Annotated in this window: 33 protein-coding genes; 22 read left to right on the forward strand and 11 right to left on the reverse strand. The window is 63.0% G+C overall.

Translation table 11 applies throughout. The features are described from left to right. Positions 1 to 15: 15 nt before the first annotated feature. From AC3WVQ_RS09335 to AC3WVQ_RS09355, 5 genes are all read left to right on the forward strand, one after another. Entirely contained in the window at positions 16 to 636 is a 621-nt protein-coding gene (locus AC3WVQ_RS09335) for a DUF1638 domain-containing protein (protein WP_090294026.1), read from the forward strand. A gap of 99 nt (positions 637 to 735) precedes the next feature. Then, positions 736 to 1,725, forward strand: coding sequence for a CDF family Co(II)/Ni(II) efflux transporter DmeF (gene dmeF / locus AC3WVQ_RS09340; RefSeq protein ID WP_110818617.1), 990 nt, complete (start codon positions 736 to 738; stop codon positions 1,723 to 1,725). A gap of 27 nt (positions 1,726 to 1,752) precedes the next feature. Then, on the forward strand, positions 1,753 to 2,028 hold the full coding sequence (locus AC3WVQ_RS09345) for a metal/formaldehyde-sensitive transcriptional repressor (RefSeq protein ID WP_034788200.1): 276 nt from the start codon (positions 1,753 to 1,755) through the stop codon (positions 2,026 to 2,028). Between the two features lie 385 nt (positions 2,029 to 2,413). Then, positions 2,414 to 2,650, forward strand: a complete 237-nt coding sequence (locus tag AC3WVQ_RS09350) for a hypothetical protein (protein WP_110818618.1) — start codon at positions 2,414 to 2,416, stop codon at positions 2,648 to 2,650. Between the two features lie 112 nt (positions 2,651 to 2,762). Further along, a complete protein-coding gene (locus AC3WVQ_RS09355) occupies positions 2,763 to 3,065 on the forward strand; it encodes a hypothetical protein (RefSeq protein WP_089044209.1) in 303 nt (100 codons plus the stop codon). Positions 3,066 to 3,095: 30 nt separating this feature from the next. Here the strand turns inward: AC3WVQ_RS09355 and AC3WVQ_RS09360 are convergent, their stop codons facing one another. The 3 genes from AC3WVQ_RS09360 to AC3WVQ_RS09370 are packed head-to-tail and all read right to left on the reverse strand — an operon-like array spanning position 3,096 to position 3,687. Further along, positions 3,096 to 3,311, reverse strand: a complete 216-nt coding sequence (locus tag AC3WVQ_RS09360; RefSeq protein WP_034788194.1) for a hypothetical protein — start codon at positions 3,309 to 3,311, stop codon at positions 3,096 to 3,098. Beyond that, positions 3,311 to 3,469: a hypothetical protein gene (locus AC3WVQ_RS09365; protein WP_156400735.1), complete on the reverse strand. Its 159-nt coding sequence runs from the start codon at positions 3,467 to 3,469 to the stop codon at positions 3,311 to 3,313. Before AC3WVQ_RS09365 ends, AC3WVQ_RS09360 begins: the two co-directional genes overlap by 1 nt. Before the next feature lie 44 nt (positions 3,470 to 3,513). Beyond that, positions 3,514 to 3,687 (reverse strand): hypothetical protein, encoded by a 174-nt coding sequence (locus AC3WVQ_RS09370; RefSeq protein ID WP_089044211.1) that lies wholly within the window; start codon positions 3,685 to 3,687, stop codon positions 3,514 to 3,516. A gap of 414 nt (positions 3,688 to 4,101) precedes the next feature. On the opposite strand from AC3WVQ_RS09370, the gene AC3WVQ_RS09375 reads away from it, so the two are divergent. The 15 genes from AC3WVQ_RS09375 (at position 4,102) to AC3WVQ_RS09445 (ending at position 14,425) form a co-directional block, all read left to right on the forward strand. Next, positions 4,102 to 4,407 carry a hypothetical protein gene (locus tag AC3WVQ_RS09375; protein WP_492382703.1) on the forward strand — a complete coding sequence of 102 codons (306 nt, stop codon included), beginning with the start codon at positions 4,102 to 4,104 and terminating at the stop codon, positions 4,405 to 4,407. Positions 4,408 to 4,449: 42 nt separating this feature from the next. Continuing rightward, positions 4,450 to 4,572, forward strand: a complete 123-nt coding sequence (locus AC3WVQ_RS09380; protein ID WP_034788190.1) for a hypothetical protein — start codon at positions 4,450 to 4,452, stop codon at positions 4,570 to 4,572. Between the two features lie 47 nt (positions 4,573 to 4,619). Continuing rightward, positions 4,620 to 4,883 carry a DUF1488 family protein gene (locus AC3WVQ_RS09385; RefSeq protein ID WP_110818707.1) on the forward strand — a complete coding sequence of 88 codons (264 nt, stop codon included), beginning with the start codon at positions 4,620 to 4,622 and terminating at the stop codon, positions 4,881 to 4,883. Between the two features lie 274 nt (positions 4,884 to 5,157). Next, on the forward strand, positions 5,158 to 5,931 hold the full coding sequence (locus AC3WVQ_RS09390) for a pyrroline-5-carboxylate reductase (RefSeq protein WP_034788187.1): 774 nt from the start codon (positions 5,158 to 5,160) through the stop codon (positions 5,929 to 5,931). 378 nt (positions 5,932 to 6,309) lie between these two features. After that, entirely contained in the window at positions 6,310 to 6,489 is a 180-nt protein-coding gene (locus AC3WVQ_RS09395; RefSeq protein WP_034788185.1) for a hypothetical protein, read from the forward strand. A 45-nt stretch (positions 6,490 to 6,534) separates the two neighbouring features. Further along, on the forward strand, positions 6,535 to 7,338 hold the full coding sequence (locus AC3WVQ_RS09400; RefSeq protein WP_089044214.1) for a formyl transferase: 804 nt from the start codon (positions 6,535 to 6,537) through the stop codon (positions 7,336 to 7,338). A gap of 237 nt (positions 7,339 to 7,575) precedes the next feature. Beyond that, complete coding sequence (locus AC3WVQ_RS09405) at positions 7,576 to 7,878, forward strand: virulence factor (protein WP_060520592.1); 303 nt, start codon at positions 7,576 to 7,578, stop codon at positions 7,876 to 7,878. Continuing rightward, positions 7,871 to 8,473 (forward strand): methylenetetrahydrofolate reductase C-terminal domain-containing protein, encoded by a 603-nt coding sequence (locus AC3WVQ_RS09410; protein ID WP_110818619.1) that lies wholly within the window; start codon positions 7,871 to 7,873, stop codon positions 8,471 to 8,473. The genes AC3WVQ_RS09405 and AC3WVQ_RS09410 overlap by 8 nt, the downstream gene beginning before the upstream one ends. Next, complete coding sequence (locus AC3WVQ_RS09415; protein WP_034788174.1) at positions 8,470 to 9,561, forward strand: methylenetetrahydrofolate reductase; 1,092 nt, start codon at positions 8,470 to 8,472, stop codon at positions 9,559 to 9,561. Before AC3WVQ_RS09410 ends, AC3WVQ_RS09415 begins: the two co-directional genes overlap by 4 nt. Before the next feature lie 89 nt (positions 9,562 to 9,650). Beyond that, on the forward strand, positions 9,651 to 10,616 hold the full coding sequence (locus AC3WVQ_RS09420; RefSeq protein WP_034788171.1) for a methyltetrahydrofolate cobalamin methyltransferase: 966 nt from the start codon (positions 9,651 to 9,653) through the stop codon (positions 10,614 to 10,616). Positions 10,617 to 10,655: 39 nt separating this feature from the next. Further along, complete coding sequence (locus AC3WVQ_RS09425; RefSeq protein ID WP_034788169.1) at positions 10,656 to 10,958, forward strand: hypothetical protein; 303 nt, start codon at positions 10,656 to 10,658, stop codon at positions 10,956 to 10,958. Positions 10,959 to 11,005: 47 nt separating this feature from the next. Continuing rightward, positions 11,006 to 11,338 carry a hypothetical protein gene (locus tag AC3WVQ_RS09430; RefSeq protein ID WP_060520591.1) on the forward strand — a complete coding sequence of 111 codons (333 nt, stop codon included), beginning with the start codon at positions 11,006 to 11,008 and terminating at the stop codon, positions 11,336 to 11,338. Positions 11,339 to 11,495: 157 nt separating this feature from the next. Next, positions 11,496 to 13,568, forward strand: a complete 2,073-nt coding sequence (locus AC3WVQ_RS09435) for an ASKHA domain-containing protein (protein ID WP_051659127.1) — start codon at positions 11,496 to 11,498, stop codon at positions 13,566 to 13,568. A 136-nt stretch (positions 13,569 to 13,704) separates the two neighbouring features. Beyond that, on the forward strand, positions 13,705 to 13,908 hold the full coding sequence (locus AC3WVQ_RS09440) for a hypothetical protein (protein ID WP_060601072.1): 204 nt from the start codon (positions 13,705 to 13,707) through the stop codon (positions 13,906 to 13,908). Between the two features lie 199 nt (positions 13,909 to 14,107). Then, positions 14,108 to 14,425, forward strand: a complete 318-nt coding sequence (locus tag AC3WVQ_RS09445) for a hypothetical protein (RefSeq protein WP_034788160.1) — start codon at positions 14,108 to 14,110, stop codon at positions 14,423 to 14,425. Between the two features lie 74 nt (positions 14,426 to 14,499). Here the strand turns inward: AC3WVQ_RS09445 and AC3WVQ_RS09450 are convergent, their stop codons facing one another. Together AC3WVQ_RS09450 and AC3WVQ_RS09455 are read right to left on the reverse strand one after the other, a co-directional pair. Then, on the reverse strand, positions 14,500 to 14,625 hold the full coding sequence (locus tag AC3WVQ_RS09450; RefSeq protein WP_255380900.1) for a hypothetical protein: 126 nt from the start codon (positions 14,623 to 14,625) through the stop codon (positions 14,500 to 14,502). 36 nt (positions 14,626 to 14,661) lie between these two features. Beyond that, the gene (locus AC3WVQ_RS09455; RefSeq protein WP_210187425.1) at positions 14,662 to 15,108 is read right to left on the reverse strand and encodes a helix-turn-helix domain-containing protein; all 447 of its coding nucleotides are present in this window, start codon (positions 15,106 to 15,108) and stop codon (positions 14,662 to 14,664) included. 127 nt (positions 15,109 to 15,235) lie between these two features. On the opposite strand from AC3WVQ_RS09455, the gene AC3WVQ_RS09460 reads away from it, so the two are divergent. After that, positions 15,236 to 15,490 (forward strand): acyl carrier protein, encoded by a 255-nt coding sequence (locus tag AC3WVQ_RS09460; RefSeq protein ID WP_034788158.1) that lies wholly within the window; start codon positions 15,236 to 15,238, stop codon positions 15,488 to 15,490. Positions 15,491 to 15,826: 336 nt separating this feature from the next. On the opposite strand, the gene AC3WVQ_RS09465 is transcribed toward AC3WVQ_RS09460, so the two are convergent. The 5 genes from AC3WVQ_RS09465 to AC3WVQ_RS09485 all read right to left on the reverse strand — a co-directional run bounded on the left by AC3WVQ_RS09465 (position 15,827) and on the right by AC3WVQ_RS09485 (position 20,427). After that, positions 15,827 to 16,684 carry a transporter substrate-binding domain-containing protein gene (locus AC3WVQ_RS09465; RefSeq protein ID WP_034788156.1) on the reverse strand — a complete coding sequence of 286 codons (858 nt, stop codon included), beginning with the start codon at positions 16,682 to 16,684 and terminating at the stop codon, positions 15,827 to 15,829. 64 nt (positions 16,685 to 16,748) lie between these two features. Continuing rightward, positions 16,749 to 17,525, reverse strand: coding sequence for an ABC transporter ATP-binding protein (locus AC3WVQ_RS09470; protein ID WP_090294039.1), 777 nt, complete (start codon positions 17,523 to 17,525; stop codon positions 16,749 to 16,751). Positions 17,526 to 17,527: 2 nt separating this feature from the next. Next, complete coding sequence (locus tag AC3WVQ_RS09475) at positions 17,528 to 18,250, reverse strand: ABC transporter permease (RefSeq protein ID WP_060528781.1); 723 nt, start codon at positions 18,248 to 18,250, stop codon at positions 17,528 to 17,530. Further along, positions 18,250 to 18,969: an ABC transporter permease gene (locus AC3WVQ_RS09480; protein ID WP_089044217.1), complete on the reverse strand. Its 720-nt coding sequence runs from the start codon at positions 18,967 to 18,969 to the stop codon at positions 18,250 to 18,252. Before AC3WVQ_RS09480 ends, AC3WVQ_RS09475 begins: the two co-directional genes overlap by 1 nt. Before the next feature lie 33 nt (positions 18,970 to 19,002). Then, positions 19,003 to 20,427: a M20 family metallopeptidase gene (locus AC3WVQ_RS09485; RefSeq protein WP_060601087.1), complete on the reverse strand. Its 1,425-nt coding sequence runs from the start codon at positions 20,425 to 20,427 to the stop codon at positions 19,003 to 19,005. A gap of 293 nt (positions 20,428 to 20,720) precedes the next feature. Here AC3WVQ_RS09485 and AC3WVQ_RS09490 point away from each other — a divergent pair, with 293 nt between their 5' ends. Further along, positions 20,721 to 21,377: a GntR family transcriptional regulator gene (locus tag AC3WVQ_RS09490; protein WP_034788143.1), complete on the forward strand. Its 657-nt coding sequence runs from the start codon at positions 20,721 to 20,723 to the stop codon at positions 21,375 to 21,377. Between the two features lie 28 nt (positions 21,378 to 21,405). Here the strand turns inward: AC3WVQ_RS09490 and AC3WVQ_RS09495 are convergent, their stop codons facing one another. Further along, on the reverse strand, positions 21,406 to 22,050 hold the full coding sequence (locus tag AC3WVQ_RS09495) for a VIT1/CCC1 transporter family protein (protein ID WP_060601091.1): 645 nt from the start codon (positions 22,048 to 22,050) through the stop codon (positions 21,406 to 21,408). Between the last annotated feature and the right edge of the window lie 44 nt (positions 22,051 to 22,094).

Genomic DNA, 22,094 nt, shown 5'->3' on the forward strand with positions numbered 1-22,094 from the left:
CCACATGGAATCAAGATGGAAAAAGTATCGCCCGCAATAGAACGTGCACAACCGGAAAAAGTTCACGTGATCGGTTGCGGCGCCATCGCCCGCGAAATCCTGGCGATCTGCGAGGCGAACGGGCTTGGCCATATCGACCTCAACTGTCTGCCCGCCATCTGGCACAACACGCCCGACAAGATCACCCCGGGCATTCGCGACGCCATTGCCAAGGCCCGCGCCGAAGGCTTCGAGCGCATCTTCGTCGCCTATGCCGACTGCGGCACCGGCGGCCAGCTCGACCGACTTCTGGAGGAGGAAAAGGTCGAGCGTATCCCCGGTCCGCACTGTTACTCCTTCTTTGCCGGCAACGATGATTTCGCCCGCCGTTGGGACGACGACCTCACCGCCTTCTTCCTCACCGACTTTCTCGCCCGCCAGTTCGAGGCCTTCGTCATCGAACCGCTCGGCCTCAACCGGCACCCGGAGCTCCGGGACATGTATTTCGGCCACTACCGCAAGCTCGTCTATCTCTCGCAGCAGGAGGATGCAGGCTTGCAGGAGAAGGCGAGGAAGGCCGCCGAGCGGCTCGGGCTCGAATACGAATATCGGTTTACCGGTTACGGCGATCTAACGACGTCGCTGCTGACGGCGTGAATTAGCGACATCATCAAGCTGAAATCGCAGACCCGAAACAGAGACTTTACGTCGAATCCAATATAGGATACCCCCCTATATAATATTGGAGGCATCGACATGGGCAATCACGACCGCGACCATCATCACCACCACGGACACCACGGGCATTCGCATGACGACGCGCGCGTGCTCGCGGCCAGCCATGATCACGTCTTCCTCGGCGGCAATCACGAGCGCAACGAGCGGCGGACCTGGATTGTCATCGCGGTGACCGCAACGATGATGGTGATCGAGATCGCGGCAGGTCAGATCTTCGGCTCGATGGCGCTGGTTGCCGATGGCTGGCACATGTCGACCCATGCGGCCGCGATGCTGATCGCAGCGCTTGCCTATCTCTATGCACGCAAGCATTCGAACAATCGCCGCTTTACCTTCGGCACGGGAAAGCTCGGGGACCTCGCCGGTTTTTCGAGTGCCATCGTGCTGGCCCTGATCGCGCTTCTGATCGGCTGGGAGAGCCTGCGCCGCTTCAACGCTCCGGTGACGATCGATTTCAGCGAGGCGATCCTCGTCGCTGTTGCCGGCCTCATCGTCAATCTCGTCTGCGCTTGGCTCTTGAAGGACGATCACGACCATCATCACCACGATCATCACGGCCACCACCATGGGCACCATGGTGGGCAGGATCGCAACCTGCGCGCCGCCTATCTGCACGTCCTTGCCGACGCGCTGACCTCGGTGCTCGCCATCGTCGCCCTTGGTCTCGGCGCAATCTATGGCTGGCTGTGGCTCGATCCCGCCATGGGCATCGTCGGCGCACTTGTCATTGCGCGCTGGTCCTTCGGCCTCATTCGCGATACCGGCGCGACATTGCTCGACTATATCCCCGATGGCGAAGACCTGCCGGACGAGATCGGCGAGATCGTCGCCAGGGAAGACGCCGAGATCGTCGATCTGCACGTCTGGCAACTCGGGCCCGGCCACCACGGTGCAATCGTCTCGCTCGTCGCCGACAACCCGCGGGCACCGTCCTATTATCGCGAAAAGCTTGCCGCCATTCACGATTTATCGCATGTGACCGTGGAGGTGGAACCACGGGCCGCATAGCGGCGGCGCCCGAAACCGGAGTTTGCGATGACCCATACCATCCGCGAGAAGCAGAAGCTCATCAACAGGGTCCGGCGCCTGCGCGGCCAGATGGAGGCGGTCGAGCGGATGCTGGAGGAGGAGAAGGGCTGCGCCGAGGTCATGCAGGTGATCGCCGGCATCCGCGGCGCGGTCAACGGGCTGATGGCGGAAGTGGTCGAAGACCATATCCACATGCATGTCGCCGCAGCCGAGCTGTCGCAGAAGGACCGGGAGGAAGCGGCGGCCGAACTGGTGGATGTGGTGCGCGCCTACCTGAAATAGCGTCGCTGCCGCGCACTTTGCTTAAGGTCACCGTTGCCGCCGAGAACCGTGCTGTGCTCGGCGATGGCGACCGGTCATGCTGACTGCCAGCTCACAGATTAACCGCGAAGTCCTGCCGGCCGCACGCTTCCGGCCGCAACAGCACGTCGTCCGCCTGATCGCCGGTGATCGCGTTCCGTCAGAGGCCGACGATCCGGCTTCCGCCCGGGCCCCCTCATTGCCAGGCCCCTTGCCAGGTCCCCTCCTTCGCCGTCTGAACTCTTAATTTGAAACCATGTTCGCGCCAGCCCGTTTAGCTGGCGTAACTCATCCCTGACGCTTCCTCAGCCACCTGACAATTGGCCGTCTTTGCGCCAAGCACCGAGCCAGAACGCGGGAGCGTCCCATGACCAAGAATTTCACGAACGACAAGAAGAGACTGCTTCACGGCGGGGATGCGGTCTACGATCTCGAAGAGTTCATTCTAGCCTATCACTTGGCACCGCTGGCAGCGCGCGACATCTTCGCAAAAGTCGGCCCGCGCAGGCTCGATCTGGCGAATGCGATGGATGCGCGCAGCACAGCGACGGGCGACGAAGCGAAACGCGCGCTCGGCCAAAACAACCTCCCGGTGCTTGAGTGAAGTTCGTTGCGCTGGCGCGACAACGCGTGCAGGGTGCTTCATCGACGGCGATTGAAGCGGGCGCCGTCGCCTACGGGCCTTCGTGCCTGGGCCCCAACCAAAGGAGGACGCAATGTCTTCCAGCAATCCAGAACATTGTCTTCACTCTGACGACCTCAGCCTTCTGGTCGAGGTACTCGCCGCTGCCGGCTACTACGGAACGACCGCGACGGCAGACCCGGGCGGACGGCTTGCCGCCACGCGCTTCCTGATTGCGGCACTCGAAAGCGGCGTCGACAGCCACGCCACTCCGGAGGCGGCGCTGGCCGAGCCGGGCACTGCCGCGGAGTTTCCGAGGGCCCCTTCCCGTCCGGCGCCTTATGAGCAATTCAGACAGGCTGCAGTTGATCGAAAGACCGGCAGCGTGCCCCGCTGAGCCACCATCGTGGGTTTCCAGCCCACCCATCTAACCCCTATCTTCCGGCGGTCGGGGCGGAAGCTGGATCGTGCCCCTGCGTATGCGGTCTTTGAGATTGAGAATATCGAGAAGATCATCCGCTTCGTCGCGCGGCAAGTTGGACATCAGATAACCGTCAACAACAACCGGTTGCCCGGTGAAGACATCGACAACCGCCCAGACATTGTTGGCTTCGACCTTGAGACCGTACCTTAGTGTTGTCATCAGCCCAGTCCGTAATCGGGGTTTACCGCCTGCCCTTGCTCAGCCACATGCGGCATGGCGGGGCGATCGCTCGCATTGCCCTGAGGTGGCCTGAAGGCCCAGACAAGAAAAACCGACAGGGCGACCAGAAACAGTGAGAAGACCAAACGGGAGGACATCGCGCCTCTCCTTCATCGAATGAGGCCATCGCGGCTGGGGGGTGTCACGCGGTTGGAGAAAGAAAGCGCGCAATAACCTTCTGCAGGGTCTCGGCAGCCGCTCGGTTCAGGGCGACCTCGATCTGGCCGTCGTCGCATTCCAGGCAGAGAGTGCCGATCAGCGGCGCCTTGTGCAGGGTGATGATTTCGCTCTGGTAGAGTTTGTTCGGCTCGGACATGACAGTCTCCAGTTCCAAGCGACGAGCTTAACACATCCTCGATCGGCACGTGGCTTTTATCACGCGAGCAGCGAGAAACTCGGGAGAAACACCGGCGTCGCGCCAAAAACACTTTAAATCTGCGCCGGCCGACACATGCGCCTCAATTGAAACTCAATCGACGCGCAATAGTATATCCAAGTAAATTTGGCCGATGTGGCTTTCGCGGTATCAGAATTTCTAACCGCACCTATTCTCCTAAATTTTCGAACGACACGCAAGCTTCGGATCCAGTGCTTGGTCCATGCTTCGCCTCGAAGCACATCGCGCATTGTAACGTCTGTTCGTTCCCCGAACCTTGGTTGATCGGTCGATAACCGGCTCATCGCAGCCGACCGACCGTGCCTGCCCACACCTAAAAGGACTGAGACCACTATGAACGCTTTATCTTTTACGAAACGCATCATCCGCGGCCCCCGCGACCAGTCGCCGGTTCACCGCTTCCAGGTCGGCCAGCTTGTTCGCTCGAAGGGAGCGCTGACCAGAGGGTCGATCATCGGGGACACCTACCGCATAACCGCCACGCTCCCCATCCGCGACAATGCGCTCCAGTACCGCATACGCAGCAGCGACGAATGCCATGAGCGCGTGACCGATGAAGGCAATCTCGAACTGATTCGTCCCGCCGATGAGCGAATGGCCCTGGCCGAACGGGCCTTCAAGTCCAGACACGCCCTTTAGATCCAAACCACCGTCTTAACAGATCAGCTGCAGGAGGCGATCATGAAGTACCACATACCGGCTCAGATCTATCTGTTCGACTACCGCGGCCTGCTTGCCTGGATCGCCCTTTCGCTGGCGGTCGCCGTCGTCGTGACCACGATCCTTTTCGGGCGGATCTTGTGACGGCCCGTCTCTGGCCGGCCTGGCTTACCGCCAAAAGGATTACGACCATGCCGCTGACCTTTCCGAACCCATGCCGAAGCTTCGATGAAGCGCGCAAGGCCGTACGTTTCCTTGGCCACGATGGCATGTTCGAAGTGCCCTTCTACGTTGAGGCGACCGCCCTCTCCCGTGGCGCGCCCACCCGGACGACCGAAGCAGCCTGCTTGCTGGCCTTCGATGCCGCGCGCAACGCAATCCACGAGGCCGCGACGGCAGCCTATGCCAAGGGGCGCCGGACGATCTATGTCCTCACCGCCGATGACTTTCGCTAGGTCCCGGGCCAAAACGCAGCAGCCTTTCGACCAACACCCCTTGGCCTAGCAGGGGTCTCCGCCTTATGCGCAACGCCCCGCAGCGGCCGAAAGGGCGTGGCAATCTCAACTGCACTGTTGAAATGCGCCCTGCTCTCCTGTGGGCGACGCTGTCGCGAGCGCTTGTCGTCGGCGCCTTTGGTATTATTATTCCGAGAATTCCAAACCTGTACCCGTGCATGCCACACCCGGCAGTTTCACGGACCTTCTGAAATCACCAGGCGACAGAACTTTCATGAAACTTGGATTCATCGGCACCGGCGCACTCTCCTCGGCGATCGTCACCGGCCTCAAGACGCTTCCCGGCGAAATCACCACCGTCGTCCTTTCGCCCCGCAACGAAGAGATCGCTGCGGGCCTTGCCGCCCGCTTTCCTGACGTGACTGTCGCTGCCGACAATCAGGCGGTGCTCGACGCCTCAGACACGGTCATGCTCGGCGTCCGGCCGCAAATCGCCCGCGACGTGCTGCCGACCCTGCGCTTTCGCCCGGATCACCACGTCGTCAGCCTGATTGCGACCTTCTCCTGCGCCGAGATCGCCGCCATGGTCGGCCAAGTGAAGCGCGTGACCAAGGCCTTGCCGATGCCGATGATCGCGATCCGCCAGGGCCCGACGATCATCTTCCCGCCGGATCCGGATATGGCGGCGTTTTTCGGCCGGCTCGGCACGGCGATCGAAGTAACAAGCGAGAGCGAATTCGATGCGCTAAGTGTGGCGACCGCCACCTATGCCAGCTACTTCAAGTACCTGGAAACGATCCATAGCTGGCTAAAGGACAACGGCGTCGACGAAGCGAAGGGCCGCGCCTATATCGCCAGCCTGTTTGGCGCGCTCGGCCAGGCGCCGGAAACGACCCCGGACGCAAGCTTCGCGCATCTGGCGCAGGACTACGCGACACGCGGCGGCATCAATGAGCAGGTGCTGCGGGAGTTGACGGAGCACGGCACCTTCGAAAAATTCAGGGAAAGTCTCGGCGGCATCCACAGGCGGATTACCGCAGCGTCGTGAGCCACTGGCGCAACGGAAAAGCCCCTCATCCGGCCTGTCGGCCACCTTTCTCCCCGCAAGCGGGGCGGAGGAAATTCGCGGCACCCACTCCGCCAACAATAAACACCACGATTTCCGCCTCGCTGCGGCTCCGCTCGGCGAAACTAAGATCGGGCCACGTCCCCTCTCCCCGCCTGCGTGGAGAGGGTTAGGGTGAGGGGCAATCCGGTTTGCAAGGACTCCGGCTAGCCTCGTCCACCGACGCTGACCGAAGCGCAGCGGCTTACGTGAGCGCTCGCTCCTGCAACGAAAAAATAAGCTCTTCCTAATCCCTATATCTGCGCTACCCTGCGTTACATCTCAGTGCGCGACGGCTGCGTCTTGGGACGGGAGGCGCCAGTGAAAATCCTCGACTATCTGCCCTACGCCATCGGCTGCGCCGCCGGGCTGCTGCTGTCGCTGGTCGTCGGCGCGGTCTGCAGCCTCTCGGATGACGTGAAGATGGTCGAATCCGTCGCCCTCGTCGTGCTCGGTGGCGGTGTCGCCGAATGGTACTGGAACCAGTTAAGCCGGCGGTAACGGGCAAGCCTTCATAACTCGGCCCTGTTCATCCGCGGGGCCGCCATGACCGACATCGCCAGCCAAAATCAAGCCGCAGGCGGACGCCCCGGCCGCGTCGTCGTGGTGACCGCGGGCGGCGAGAACCCCTGGATCATGATCAACGCGTTCTCCGCGCATTTCGCCGACGTTGCAGTCGTCGAGGAGCAGCCGGAATCGAAGGGCCTGTTCCTGCGCCGCCGCGCACGCAAGCTCGGCTGGCTGACGGCGCTGGGGCAGCTTGCGACCATGATCGCCTCGCGCTTCGGCAAGCGTTTTACCCGCAAGCGCGCGGACGAGATCTTCGCGACCTACAAAGTCTCGGGAAAACCCGATCCGTCGATCCCGGTAAAGTCCATCGCCTCCATCAACGACACGGACGCCATCGCCCAAGTGCGCGCGCTCAAACCCGATGTCGTCTTCCTCATCAGCTGCCGCATGCTGAAGGCCGAAACGCTGGCCGCCATCCCCTGCCCGGCCCTCAACTTCCACGCCGGCATCAACCCGGCCTATCGCGGCCTGATGGGCGGTTACTGGGCGCGGGCCAACAACGACCTCGAAAACTTCGGAGCGACCGTGCATCTGGTCGATGCGGGCGTCGATACCGGCGGCGTGCTCTACCAGTCGCGCCAGAAGCCTGCCCCTCACGATACGATGCACACCTATCCGCTGCTGCAGACGGCGGCTTCCACGGATATTGCGATTGCCGCCGTCGGCGATGCGCTCGCCGGAAAGCTGCAGGTCATCGATGTCGCAGGCCCGTCACGGCAATGGTATCATCCGCCGATCTGGACCTGGATATGGAACGGCCTGAAGCGCGGCATCTGGTAGGCTGACAAGCCGCCCTTACCTCCTTCCGACATCGGCTAAAAGCCTGAAACTGCGGGTAATCCTTGCCGATGGTTCCTGGCTGCAAGAAGCGCCTCAACTGCGACTTGCGCATCACCGCCAAGACGTCTGATATGGCATCCGCGCCAGCGTCGTTTTTGGACATATCCGACGTCGTGGCGAGATGAGCCCGGACGCCGGTACATGCGCATTGTCGCAGAACGAGGAGAACAACACCCCATGGCAGATCGCATTATCGTCTACTGGCGCGACATTCCGGCCCAGGTCATCATCAAGAAGGGCCGCACGACGGCGAAGCGCGAGCTGTCGCTGCGCTTCACCGAAGCGATCGACATGTGCGCCATGCGCACCGGTGCGGCTGAAACCGACGACTACCTCGCCGAATGGCGCAAGGCCGATCCGGTGCCGGTCTCCGACGATCTGGAAACGGAAGCCGACCAGGCCGCCGCCGAGCTCGAAGCCGCCTATGACCGCGAACGCCTCGTCGCCCTCGTCAAAGCCGGAGGCCGCGACAATGGCTGACGCCAAACCGCCGAGCGAGCCGAAGGTCATGAAGGGCAACGCCGCCCCGGCCGCCAAGGCCGCAACCGGCGCGTTTACGCCGTCTGGCGTTTCGCCGAGCCGCCGCTCGCGCCACAAATATACGGTCCGCCTCTGGGCGGTCCGCAACTCCCGCTTCCTCGAATGGTTCTACCACCGCTTCGCCGATCTGTTCCTGCTGCTTCACCCGCTGTGGAACGCCCTCGGCTATGGCCGGGTGGAGCGGCCCATCACCTTCGTCGAACGCCACGTGAAAGGCTTCCTCTTCGACTGTCGCATGTGCGGCCAGTGCGCGCTGTCCTCGACCGGCATGTCCTGCCCGATGAACTGTCCGAAGCAGCTGCGCAACGGCCCCTGCGGCGGCGTGCGCGCCAACGGCAATTGCGAGGTCGAGCCGGACATGCCCTGCGTCTGGGTGCAGGCCTGGAAGGGCTCGCAGAACATGGAGAAGGGCAACGCCATCATGAACGTGCAGAAGCCGGTCAACCAGTCGCTGCGCGAAACCTCGTCCTGGCTGCGCGTGACGGCGGAAGCCGCAGCGCGCCGTGAAGCGGCATCCAAGGAAGGCCAGGCATGAGCCCCGACATCAATCCCTTCGATCCCGGCGCGCCGCTCGAGCCCCTGCCCGGCCATTCCTCCCGCGGCCGTCTTGAGCGGGTTTTGCGCCGCGGCGAGTTCGCCGTCACCGCCGAACTCAACCCGCCTGACAGTGCAAACCCGCAGGACGTCTACGAGCGCGCCGCGATCTTCGACGGCTGGGTCGACGGCATCAACGCGGTCGATGCCTCCGGCGCCAACTGCCACATGTCCTCGGTCGGCATCTGCGCGCTTTTGACCCGCATGGGCTACGCCCCGATTATGCAGATCGCCTGCCGCGACAAGAACCGCATCGCCATCCAGGGCGACGTGCTCGGCGCCTCTGCCATGGGCGTTCAGAACATCATGTGCCTGACCGGCGACGGCGTGCAGGCCGGCGACCAGCCAGGCGCCAAGCCCGTCTTCGACCTCGACTGCATGTCGCTGCTCGAAACCGTCCGCATCATGCGTGACAACTCGAAGTTCCTTTCCGGCCGCAAGCTGACGACGCCGCCGCAGGTGTTCCTCGGCGCCGCGATCAACCCCTTTGCCCCGCCTTACGATTTCCGCCCCTATCGTCTGGCCAAGAAGATCGAGGCCGGCGCCCAGTTCGTGCAGAGCCAGTACTGCTTCGACGTGCCGATGTTCCGCGAATACATGAAGAAGGTGCGCGACCTCGGTCTGCACGAGAAGTGCTATATCCTTGTCGGCGTCGGGCCGATGGCATCGGCCAAGACCGCCCGCTGGATCCGCTCCAACGTGCCGGGCATCCATATTCCGGACAGCGTGATTACCCGCCTTGAGGGCGCGCAGGACCAGAAGAAGGAAGGCAAGCAGCTCTGCATCGACATCATCAACGAGGTGAAGGAGATCGAAGGCGTCTCCGGCATTCACGTCATGGCCTACCGCCAGGAAGAATATGTCGCAGAAATCGTGCATGAATCGGGCGTCCTGAAGGGCCGCCGCCCCTGGAAGCACGAGACGCTGCCGGAGGATGCGATGGTTGCCGAGCGCCTGGAGCACATTCGCGAGGGCAAGGAAGAAAACCAGCAACAGATGGCCGAAGCCGCGGCCCATCACCCGCACTGACCGCAGACAAAACTGGCGCCGGCCACAAGGCGCCTATCATCGACTTCACGGGCGTGATTACATAGACGCCAAATGACAAAGGACCCTGCATGACCCGGACCATCGTCGCTTCCGCCACCCGCGAGATCATCATCGGCTTCGACCAGCCGTTCTGCGTCATCGGCGAACGCATCAACCCGACCGGCCGCAAGAAGCTGGCCGCCGAAATGATCGAGGGCAACTTCGATACCGTCATCAAGGACGCGCTGGAGCAGGTTGCCGCCGGGGCGACGATGCTCGACGTCAATGCCGGCGTGACCGCCGTCAACCCGAACGAGACCGAGCCGCCGCTCTTGGTCAAGACACTCGAAATCGTCCAGGGCCTCGTCGACGTGCCGCTGTCGATCGACAGTTCGGTGACGGCCGCGATCGAGGCGGCACTGCGCGTCGCCAAGGGCCGCCCGCTGGTCAACTCCGTGACCGGCGAAGAGGAAAAGCTCGAAGCGATCCTGCCGCTCTGCAAGAAGTATGACGTTCCGGTCGTTGCCATCTCCAACGACGAAACCGGCATTTCCGAAGATCCGGATGTGCGTTTTGCCGTCGCCAAGAAGATCGTCGAGCGCGCCGCCGACTTCGGCATCAAGCCGCACGACATCGTCGTCGACCCGCTGGTCATGCCGATCGGCGCCATGGGCACCGCCGGCCAGCAGGTCTTCGCACTTCTGCGGCGTCTGCGCGAAGAGTTGAAGGTCAACACCACCTGCGGCCTGTCCAACATCTCCTTCGGCCTGCCGCACCGCCACGGCATCAATGCCGGCTTCATTCCGATGGTCATCGGCGCCGGCATGACGTCGGCAATCATGAACCCCTGCCGCCCGCAGGAAATGGAAGCCGTGCGTGCGGCAAACGTGCTAAACGGCACCGACCCGAACTGCACCCACTGGATCAAGACCTACCGCGACCACAAGCCGGCCGAAGGTGGCCACGTGGTTGCGGCAGCACCAGTGGCAGCCGCCGGTGGCGGACGTCGCGGTGGCCGCGCGGCCCGCACGGGTGGTGCGGCTGCCAGCGAGTAGTTCCTGGATCGGCGCTGATGCGCTCGAGGGAGAAGGACGATGAGAAGCCAGTTGCGCCTCCTTGCCGTCGTTCTCCCTCTGGTCGTTATCGCCAGGTACACACTGTTTGACGATGCGGCCGAGTTTCAGCGGTTCTACGCCGCGCTCCGCACCTATGGTGCGCCCGTGATCATCGTGACGGCTGCCGTACTTGGAACAATAATGATCGCCACCGTCACCAGGAAGGTCTATCTCGGTCCGCAGGAGCAGGTGATCAAGGCTTGCCTCTGGGGCAGCTCGGCCGTGCTGGCCGCGACTCTTGCCTATACATTCGCAGTCGTAAAACTTGCCGGGGCGCCGTAGCAACGCACGTCGGTTCATCCATCCGCCAACGCAAAGTGGAGATCACCATGACACGCAGCCTACGCCTGGATGCCGCCACCCTCTGGTTCGAGGCCCCCTTCGTCATCGCCGTCCGACTGCAGGAGATGCAACTGGCGGCGCTCACCGGCAAGACCCAGGACGTGACCGAGCTTCATCGCATGGTCTCCGAGAAGATCGCCGCCACGGCCGAGAGCGTCATGGCCGTGAACATGGCCCTTTGGAAGGCCGCTTTCGACAACACCTTGCGCCTGATGACCGGCGGCACGGCGTCTGGCCACGGAACGGCGATTGCGTCCGCAGCCCTCAGGCCCTATGGCAAGCGCGTGCGCAGCAACGCCCGGCGGCTGTCGCGCAAGTAAGCCTGACGCGCCACCGTGCCCCACGCCTAACTGTTTGAAACAGAAGCTTCCATGTCGGGATTGGACAACTATCGGGCGCCGTTCCGGTGCAGTCTGAAACCGTTTACCCGTGCTTCGCCTGACCCATTGAAGCGGACCTGACGAAAGACCACAGAGCATGCGCATTGAAGGTACCTCCGAGATCGAGACCAACATGACCGAAGCCGCGCAAAAGGACCCTCTCGTGCTGTTCATGCCTTCGGGCAAGCGCGGCCGCTTCCCGGTCGGCACGCCGGTTCTCGATGCGGCGCGCAAGCTCGGCGTCTATGTCGAAAGCGTGTGCGGCGGGCGCGCCACCTGCGGACGCTGTCAGATCGTGGTGCAGGAAGGCAACTTCGCCAAGCACAAGATCGTCTCGTCCAACGACCACATTTCTGAAAAGGGCGCCAAGGAAGATCGCTACGAGAAGATCCGCGGCCTGCCCGACGGCCGCCGCCTCTCCTGTTCCGCCCAGATCCTCGGCGATCTCGTCATCGACGTGCCGCAGGATACCGTCATCAACGCCCAGGTCGTGCGCAAGGCCGCAACCGATCGGGTGATCGAGCGCAATGCCGCCGTTCAGCTCTGCTATGTCGAGGTGGACGAGCCCGACATGCACAAGCCGCTCGGCGATCTCGACCGGCTGAAGGTGATGCTGGAGAAGGACTGGGGCTGGAAGGATCTGCTGATTGCACCGCACCTGATCCCGCAGGTTCAAGGCATCCTGCGCAAGGGCAACTGGGCCGTCACCGCCGCCATCCACCGCGACATGGATAGTTCGCGCCCCTTCATCGTCGGCCTGTGGCCGGGCCTCAAGAACGAGGCATATGGCGTTGCCTGCGACATCGGCTCGACGACGATCGCCATGCATCTCGTGTCACTGCTCTCGGGTCGCATCGCCGCCTCGTCCGGCGCCTCCAACCCGCAGATCCGCTTCGGCGAAGACCTGATGAGCCGCGTCTCCTATGTGATGATGAATCCTGATGGCCGCGAGGCGATGACCAAGGCCGTGCGCGAGGCGGTCAATGGTCTCATCGGCAAGGTCTGCGCCGAGGGTGAAGTCGACCGCCACGACATTCTCGACATGGTCTTCGTCGCGAACCCGATCATGCACCACCTCTTCCTCGGCATCGACCCGACGGAACTCGGCCAGGCGCCGTTCGCGCTCGCCGTGTCAGGCGCGCTGCAATATTGGGCGCATGAGATCGATATCGACGTCAATCGCGGCGCGCGCCTCTACATGCTGCCCTGCATCGCCGGCCATGTGGGCGCCGATGCGGCGGGCGCAACCCTCGCCGAAGGGCCCTATCGCCAGGACAAGATGATGCTGCTCGTCGATGTCGGCACCAATGCCGAAATCGTGCTCGGCAACAAGGACCGCGTCGTCGCCGCTTCCTCGCCCACGGGCCCGGCCTTCGAAGGTGCGGAAATTTCGTCGGGCCAGCGCGCCGCCCCCGGCGCGATCGAGCGCGTGCGCATCGATCCCGTAACGCTGGAGCCGCGCTTCCGCGTCATCGGCGTCGAAAAGTGGTCGGACGAGGAAGGCTTTGCCGAGGCGGCCGCATCAGTCGGCGTCACCGGCATCTGCGGCTCGGCGATCATCGAGATCGTCGCCGAGATGTATCTTTCCGGCATCATCTCCGAGGACGGTGTCGTCGATGGTGCCATGGCGGCAAAAAGCCCGCGCATCATCCCGAACGGCCGCACCTTCTCCTACCTCCTGCACGAGGGTGAGCAGCGCATCACCGTGACGCAGAACGACATCCGCGCCATCCAGCTCGCCAAGGCAGCGCTCTATGCCGGCATCAAGCTGCTCATGGAAAAGCAGGGCGTCGACCACGTCGACACCATCCGCTTTGCCGGCGCCTTCGGCTCCTTCATCGATCCCAAATATGCGATGGTGCTGGGCCTCATCCCGGACTGCGATCTCGACGACGTAAAGGCCGTCGGCAACGCCGCCGGTACCGGCGCGCTGATGGCGCTCTTGAACCGCGGCCACCGCCGCGAGATCGAGCAAACTGTCAGCAAAATCGAGAAGATAGAGACGGCGCTTGAATCAAAATTTCAGGAGCATTTCGTCAACGCCATGGCGATGCCGAACAAGGTCGACAGCTTCCCGAAGCTTTCGACCGTGGTCACCTTGCCGGAGCGCAAGGTGAGTAGCGATGACGGTGAAGGCGGCGGAAGGCGGCGGAGGAGGAGCCGGGAGTAGTCCGGTAACCATTCCGAGTTTTCGCAAGTCTCTGCCGTGTCGAAATACGACAACCGCCGTATGTCTTCGTTCTCACAGCAGGTCTACGCCGAGGTTGGCGCGCTTTTGCGCGTGCTTTTGAACCAAGGAGAGACCAATGAAAATCATCATCGCAGTCGCGGCATCGCTTGCATTTGCCGGCTCCGCCTTCGCAGCGAGTTCGCTGGGGGCCTCTGAAAATCAGCCGGCTGCCAAAGCCATTGAAGCAATCGAGTTGGCGGGCGGTAGCGGGAAACCCAACACGACGCCGGGCACGGGCAGGTCCAACCTCACGCGCGGCAAAACATCGTACTTTGGTTGACGCAAACGAAGGGCGGCACCAGCCGCCCTCTCGCCATGAACGTGGCGGCCGACCGCACAAGCGAAAGTCCTCGTTTGGTCGCGCATCGGGCTATTATGCTGTTTGGTGAATGTGGACACTGGAGATTTCAGCTTGCCTTAATTCCGGCGGCGGGCGACGGTCTGATGAAACCTATTCCTTAAACTGGCATCCAGAACCCATGAACGACAAAATTCTCGATACCCTGACCGGCATGTACTTCACAGTCGACGATCCCGATGGCACCTATGGCACCGGTCAGATCATCCGGCTTGCCGCCGAGGGGATCTACTTCATTCGCTACGACGGCAACGAGGTGGAATTGCCGATGGAGCTCGTTTCGATCGGCGAAATGCTGCAGACCACCGAAGAAGACTACAAGCTCTGGCGGTTCTTCGACACGACCGAGGAACGGGACAAGTGGATCGAGTGGCTGGACGCCCCCTCGAAGCCGCGCGTCGTCTCGCTGGTGCGGCCGACGCCTGCTCCGACGAAATAGGGCATCGTTGGAAGGTGACCGGGGCGGCTTTGCCGCGCCGGATTGGGCTTGGCGCGGTGGCTGCCGCGCCTCCCTCAAGGCTGGATCGAGGAAGGCTTTTCCTTAAGCCGTTCCATGAACCGACCATAGTCCGGCCGGAACAGGGCATAGGCGGTGGCTGCGGCATCGAACCAGTTTCTGGTCCCGACTTCAGCGGCCACCGGAAGCCTCCTTCTCCTGACGATGGGGGGCGGCCTTCAGGCGGCTCGCGAACCCTTCCCGCTCCAGCGCCGCCCCGAGCGCCTGTAGCACCTCAAGAACCGGATATCCGATTCCAGCTCGAGGCACCGGATCGCCAGGAATGTCATCTGCCGGTGCGGCTCCAGAGTTGTCAGGAGGGCGACGCCCTTTTTCGTCAACCGCAGGCCGGTCTTTCTGCCGTCGTCGAGGCCGCGCCGGGCAAGGAGCCCGCCCTTCAGCATCAGGCTGACCGTCTGGCTGATCGCGCCCTGGGTGAGACTGCTGTTGCTGGTGATCTCGGTGACGGTCTCGGCGCCGGCGGCAAGCGCGCGCAACAGGGGCGTATAGCGCGGCCTGTAGTCGATCTTCAGGGTTTCATATCGCTCGGCGGCACCCTGATCGACGCGTTCGCCGATATATCGCAGGAGTTCGCCGAGGTGCCGAGGTCTGGCACTGGCAAACACCCAGGGGCTCTCCCTCACCGAAATGGCCTAACCCATTTGGATCATGACGAAATCAGCGAATGATCCTATAGGCCTAGACGGCCGTTCACCGCCCTTTGTGTTATGCTTTAAGGGAGGGAGTAGATCCATGGCACCCACACGATCCGATGTTTCCGAACGCGTAAAGGCGATCCTCGTCGAGCTGCTCGGCGTGAAGGCTTCCGAAGTGAAAGACGATGCCGAGATCGAAGAGGATCTGGGCGCCGACTCGCTCGAAGTGTCTCAATTGGCGATGTTGGTGGAGGAAGAGTTCGAGATCTATCTGACCGACGACTCTGTCGAAAAGCTCGTCACGGTCGGCGACCTGATCGACTTTGTGCTCGCGTCGAAAACGCTGAAGTGATCATCCGGCAATAAAAAAGGCCGGGGCGAAACCGCACCGACCTTCCTCATCATCGCTCTTACACCAGTGCCAGTACATCCGTGGTCAAAAGTCTAAAGCGACGCGACAGTTGCGAGCGGCGAACACATTCAGCGCTCATAAGCAAATGTCGACAGATGGGCTTATACGAAGCGATTGTGTTCGAAAGATGTCCACACGCGCTGCGCGTCGCTATTAAATAAACAGCCCTGGCGCCTTGCAAGCGCGCGAGGAAGCGCCGGGCATTCCAGTCACAGAAAACACCGCGCGTTCGACGGAACGCGCGGTGCTTTGGTTGAGAGGGCGAACCGACCCGGATTACTGCGGCGTCAGGTCGAAGCCGAACCACTTCTCCGACAGGCGCTTGATGGTACCATCGGCCTTGGCAGCGGCAATTGCGTCGTCGAACAGCGCCTTCAATTCGGGGTCGCTCTTGCGCAGGCCGACGGAGCTGCCGGCGCCGAGGAAGCCGCCCTGGAAGCGGGGGCCGGTGATGACCATGTCGCTGTTGGCGGGCTTTTCGACGGTCGTCTTCAGGTAGCCCATGGACGCCATGACGAAATCGACGCGGCCGGCGACGAGATCGAGATCGTGCTGCTCGGTCGTCTTGTATTCGCGCACCTCGACGACGTCCTTCAGATATTCGTCGATGAAGCGCGCCGCGATCGAGGCGGTCTGGACGCCGATGGTCTTGCCTTCGATCAGCGGCTTCAGCTCGTCGACCGCCTTGCGCGCGCCGGCCTCGTTGGAGGCAAGCGAGAAGAGCTCGCCCTTCATCGGCAGGGTTTCGAGATCACCGCCCTTCAGCGTCGCGAAGGCCTGGCCGGTGCTACCGTAGGACATCGAGAAGTCGATGACTTCCTTGCGCTTCTCGGTGGCCGACATGCCGGCCATGATCGCGTCGAACTTGCCGGCGTTGAGCGCTGGGATCATGCCATCGAAGGACTGCGCGATGACGGTGCATTCGACCTTCATGTGGTCGCAGAGGATCTTGCTGAGCTCGATCTCGTAGCCGTCGAGCGTGCCGTCCGCCTTGGTCAGGTTATAGGGCGGAAAGGCACCTTCGGTGGCGATCGTCACCTTCGTCCACTTCTTGTCTTCGGCCTGCGCCGGCATGGACATCAGCCCCGCGGCAACGGCAAGCGCCGATGCCATGATTGCGGTGGTCTTTTTCATTGCAGCATTCCCCTTTTGTGGATGTTGATTGCCTTGTTTTTCGGCCCGCCGATCACGACAGGCGTCAACTCTTGATGAACTGGCGGAAGCGTTCGGACTTCGAATGGGTGAAGACCTCGTGCGGCGGCCCCTCCTCCTCGATCGTGCCCTTGTGCACGAAGACGACGCGGCTCGAGACGTCGCGGGCAAAGCCCATCTCGTGGGTGACGACCAGCATGGTGCGCCCCTCCTCCGCCAGGCCGCGCATGACGCGCAGCACCTCGCCGACCAGTTCCGGGTCGAGCGCCGAGGTCGGTTCGTCGAAGAGCATCGCCTTCGGGCGCATGGCAAGCGCACGGGCGATCGCGGCGCGCTGCTGCTGGCCGCCGGAGAGATGCGAGGGATAATGGTTGCGCTTGTCGGCGATGCCGACCTTGGCAAGCAGGGCTTCGGCCTCCTCGATCGCCTCGACGCGCGGGCGCTTCAGCACATGCACCGGCGCCTCGATGACGTTTTCAAGCACGGTCTTGTGGGACCAGAGATTGAAGCTCTGAAACACCATGCCGAGTTCGGAGCGGATGCGGTCCACCTGTTTCGGGTCGGCCGGGCGGCTGCGCCCATCGTTCGATGTCTTCAGCCGGATCGCCTCGCCGGCGACCTCGATCGTGCCCGAATTCGGAACCTCCAGCATGTTGATGCAGCGAAGCAGCGTCGACTTGCCGGAGCCGGAGGATCCGAGGATGGAAATCACCTCACCCTCGCGCGCGTCGAGCGAGACGCCTTTCAGCACCTCGACCGGGCCGAAACTCTTGTGAAGGTCGTGCACGCGGATCGCGACCGGTGCGGTGACGGCGGCGGACATGTTCAATGGGCTTCTCCCTTGAGTTCGGCGGAGATCGGCAATGGCGCGCGCAGCTGCGGGTTAAACCGGTGTTCGGCAAACGCAACGAGCCGGGTCAGCGCGAAGTTTATGGCGAGATAGATGAGACCGGCGACGACGAAGACCTCGATCACCCGGTAGCTCTCCGAGATCAGCTTGGCGGCGACGCCGGTGATTTCCATCAGCGTGATGATCGAGGCGAGCGAGGTCGCCTTGACCATGGAGATCATCTCGTTGCCGTAACCGGGTAGCGCCTGGCGCAGCGCCTGCGGCATGACGATGCGGCGAAAGATCATGACGCGCCCCATGCCGCAGGCCCGCGCTGCCTCGACCTGGCCGTGCGGAACCGAAAGGAGGCCGCCGCGGATGATTTCGCTCGCATAGGCGGCCGTGTTCAGCATCAGCGCCAGCACGGCGCACCAGTAGGGTTCGCGCAGAAGCGGCCAGAAGATGCTGTGGCGGACGGCGGGAAACTGGCTGAGGCCGTAATAGATCAGGAAGATCTGCACGAGCAGCGGCGTTCCGCGAAACAGGAACACGTAAGTGCGGGCAAAGAGATCGAGCGCAAGAATGCCCGACAGACGGGAGAGCGCCAGCCCAAGAGCCAGCACCGAACCAAGCGCGATCGATGTCGCGGCAAGCTCCAGCGTCAGCGGCAGCGCCGTCGCCAAGCTCCAGAAGGTTTCGAGGGCAAATTTGATATCCATCAGCCCCTCCTGACGCCGCGCGAGAACCGGCGCTCGGTAACCTGAAGAACGAGGCCCGACACGGTCGAAATCGCGAGATAGATCATGGCTGCGATGAAGAAGAAGTCGAAGGGACGGCTGGTCGATCCGGCGCCGATCTGCGCCTGACGCAAGAGTTCGACTACACCCGTGACCGACACCAGTGCGGACTCCTTCAACACCACCTGCCAGACATTGCCGAGACCGGGCAGCGCATAACGCAGCGTCAAGGGTGCAATGATGCGGCGAAACTTGAGGAGCCGGCCCATGCCGCAGGCGGTTGCCGCCTCCAACTCGCCCGGATGCACGGCGCGGAAGGCGCCGCGATAGACCTCGGTCTGCTGGGCGCCTGAGGTGATGCCGACCGCAAGTGCACCGGCGATGAAACCGGGGAAGCTGACGAAACCCTCCGCACCGAACAATTGGCCGACGGCCGTCACCACGGCGCTGCCGCCGAAATAAAAGAGATAGATGACCAGGAGGTCGGGAATGCCGCGAAGGACCGTCGTGTAGGCCTCGGCGCATCCACGGACGACCGGGCCGCCGGAGATCTTCGCCCAGGCGCCGAAGGTGCCGATGAGGCCGCCGATCGCAAAACCGGCAATCGCGATCAGGATCGTCATCCAGGCGCCGGCGGCAAGCGCCGGCCCCCAGCCGTCCGGCCCGAAGCTGATGATGTCGAGGAAACCGGGCTCAGTCATCGCAGCGCCTCCCTTCGCTTGTCGATCGATGACTTAACCATGGCTCACCCCGGGGATCGGCGGGTCGACATCGTCAGGAATGGGATTGACGAAGGGCGTGCCCTCGAGCCGCGAGGCATGGTCGGCCTTGGCGGCGGCAATGAGCGCGGGATCGAGGATGAGCTCCACCGCCGTGCTCGCCATCACCTTGGCCGCGTGCTCCATGCCCTTGTGGGCAGCCGGCAGCTTGCCTTGCGCGACCAGCTGCCAGGAATGGCCGGGCGTGCCGATCGCGTAGGTCGCGCCGCGCATCTGCACAGTCGGCACCACCCAGCTCACCGTTCCGACATCGGTGGAGCCGACAAGCGTGCCGGCGCCGTTTTCCGGCGGAAAGATCGTGTCGCAGAGCGAAACGCCCCGTCGCAGCTTGAGCCCGAAACGCTCGAAGGCAGAGGCGATATCCTCGCCGGTAAAGGTCTCCTGGAACTTTGCCGCCGTCCGCCGATCATCCTCGTCGAACTGCGGCGGTCCCAGATGCTCAAGCTGGCGGTGCATCAGCGCTTCGAGCGGGGTGTTTCCGACGAGGTTGGCGTCGCCGCTGACGATCTCGTCCGTGACCGTGGTGCCCGTCATCAGCGCCGCGCCCTTGGCAACGCTGCGGACACGTTCCACGAGATCGAGCAGTTCCGGCAGGCTGCGGGCGCGCACGAGATAGCGCGCCTTGGCGCGGGCCTGCACCACGTTCGGCGCGTTGCCGCCGGTGTCCGTCACCGCATAGTGGATGCGCGCCGACGATGGCATGTGTTCGCGAAGATAGTTGACGCCGACATTCATCAGTTCGAGCGCATCGAGCGCGCTGCGGCCGAGATGGGGAGCAGCCGATGCATGGGATGCCCGGCCGCTGAAGCGGAAGTCGAGCTCGTTGCAGGCAAGCGAAATGGGGTTGTTGACGCCGGCAAAGGGTGCGGGGTGCCAGGAAATCGCGATATCGACATCGTCGAACACGCCAGCGCGCACCATGAAGCCCTTGGACGAGCCGCCCTCTTCCGCCGGGCACCCGTAATAGCGCACCCGCCCCTTGATGCCGCTGGCCGTGAGGTAATCCTTGACGGCGGTCGCCGCCATCATCGCGCCGGCGCCGAGCAGATTGTGGCCGCAGCCATGGCCATTGCCGCCGTCGACCAGAGGCCGCTCCTCGGCAATGCCGGCCTCCTGGCTGAGGCCCGGCAGCGCATCGAACTCGCCGAGAATGGCGATAACCGGTCCGCCCTCGCCCGCCTCGCCCATCACCGCCGTCGGCATGCCGGCGATACCGCGCGATACGCGAAAGCCCTCGGCCTCCAGCAGTGCGGCGTGTTCGGCCGACGAGGAAAACTCCTCGTAGTTGGTTTCCGGCGTATCCCAGACCCGGTCGCTGAGCACGAAGAACCGTTCGCGCTTGGCTTCGAGGAGTTCCCAGACGGCATCGGCATTTTTCATCGTTTCTTGACTTCCGCAACAATAGTAACCAGAATTGGCGCCAATTTATGATAACATTTTTGGATACACAAGAGGGTCCTGAAACATTTCGAGCGATGTGCACAACGGCGAGAGGCAGGCAGGCAACGCCGCTGTCCCGCATTGAATTGTTCAGGACGGCATCATAGTTTCTCCAAAAATGGAGCCAATTCCGCTGCGGCGGGCGACGCGAGGCACGCGCCGGGGACCTGGGACATGCACCAGCAACGTGCGTCAGAGGCCGGTGACAGGCGGAAAGAGAGTGTAAGGCAGGAATGAGCGACGATCTGACGGAAATGCTGGCGCCCGAGGAAAAGCCCGAGGACAAGAAGGACGTTACCGACCTCCTGCTGCACGACATCCTGACCGGGACCCTGCCGGCCGGCGCCTGGCTGAAGCAGATCGACCTGGAGCGCCGCTACGACTGCACGCGGCCGGAGGTGCGCCGGGCGCTCGACCGGCTGTCGCAGCGCAGGCTGGTGCAGCACAATCCCAACCGCGGCTACCAGGTCTATGAACTCGACGACCAGCGCACGCAGGAAATCAGCGATATCCGCGTGATTCTCGAAACCGGCGTCGCCGACCGCATGGTTGCCAATGCAACGCCCGCCACCATCGCCGAACTGAGGCAACTCGCCCGGCAGTTCGACGAGATGTCGTTTCGCGGCTCCATCATGGAGCACTATGACGCCAACCTCGCCTTCCACCGCGCCCTTCTCATGCTCTCGGGCAATTCCGAACTCGTCGACGTCGTTGCCGAAATCCGCCAGCGCACCGTATCGGCCCCGGTATCGCAATGGCGCACCCGCGCCCGCATCGAGCAATCGGCCCGCGAGCACCACCTGATGGTCGACGCGCTGGAAGCCCGGGATCTGCCCGAACTGAAACGGCTGATCGAAATCCACATCCGCCAGGCACCGATCAAGGTGTGAGCGAACCCTCGTCGCTCAAGGGCGAAAGTTATCCGCCAAAGAGGATCGTCACCGCCACCAGAACCGCGCCGATCGCAGCCATCGCAAGGGCCATCGGCCAGGGGCTTCGGCCCATGTAGCGGCCGAGGCGCGCGCCGATGACGAAGAGCATGACGAGCGCAATGGCGTTGGAGGCGCGCATGGCGAGCGCGACATTGTCCGTCAGCAGGAAGGGAATGCTTGGCGGCAACGTCGAGGCGACGACCAGCAGAAAGATCGCGACGGCTGCCTTAAGGTCGTGTGCGGTCACAACCCGGTGCCGGGGGTCGGCGGAGAGCGCCCTCACCCGGACAAGCAGCGCTTCCGTTTCCTTGGGCGAAGAGACGCGGCGCACATCGTCCGGCAGGCTTTCGAGAAACAGTTCGCGGGCGCGATCGAGCCGCTCAGACCTGAGCCTGTCGAGAAAACCGCGCCGTCGCACACGCTCCACCACCGTCGTCAGCACATACATGACGCCGTCGACGATGCCCCAGGCGATGTTGCAGCCGAGGGCGGCGACGAGCACGGCATTGACGCCGCCCTCGCCGGCCGTGACCGTGCTCATGGTTCCCGTGAAGGACAGCGCCATCAAGAGGCCGAAGATGATCTCCGACAGGCGGTCGATCGGATCGAGGACGCGCGACCGTTCACTCATGGCCGGGCACCCGACGAAAGTGGCCAGGACGACAGGAAGGCGGC

The sequence above is a fragment of the Ensifer sp. EB106-05-01-XG146 genome (genome assembly GCF_058791875.1).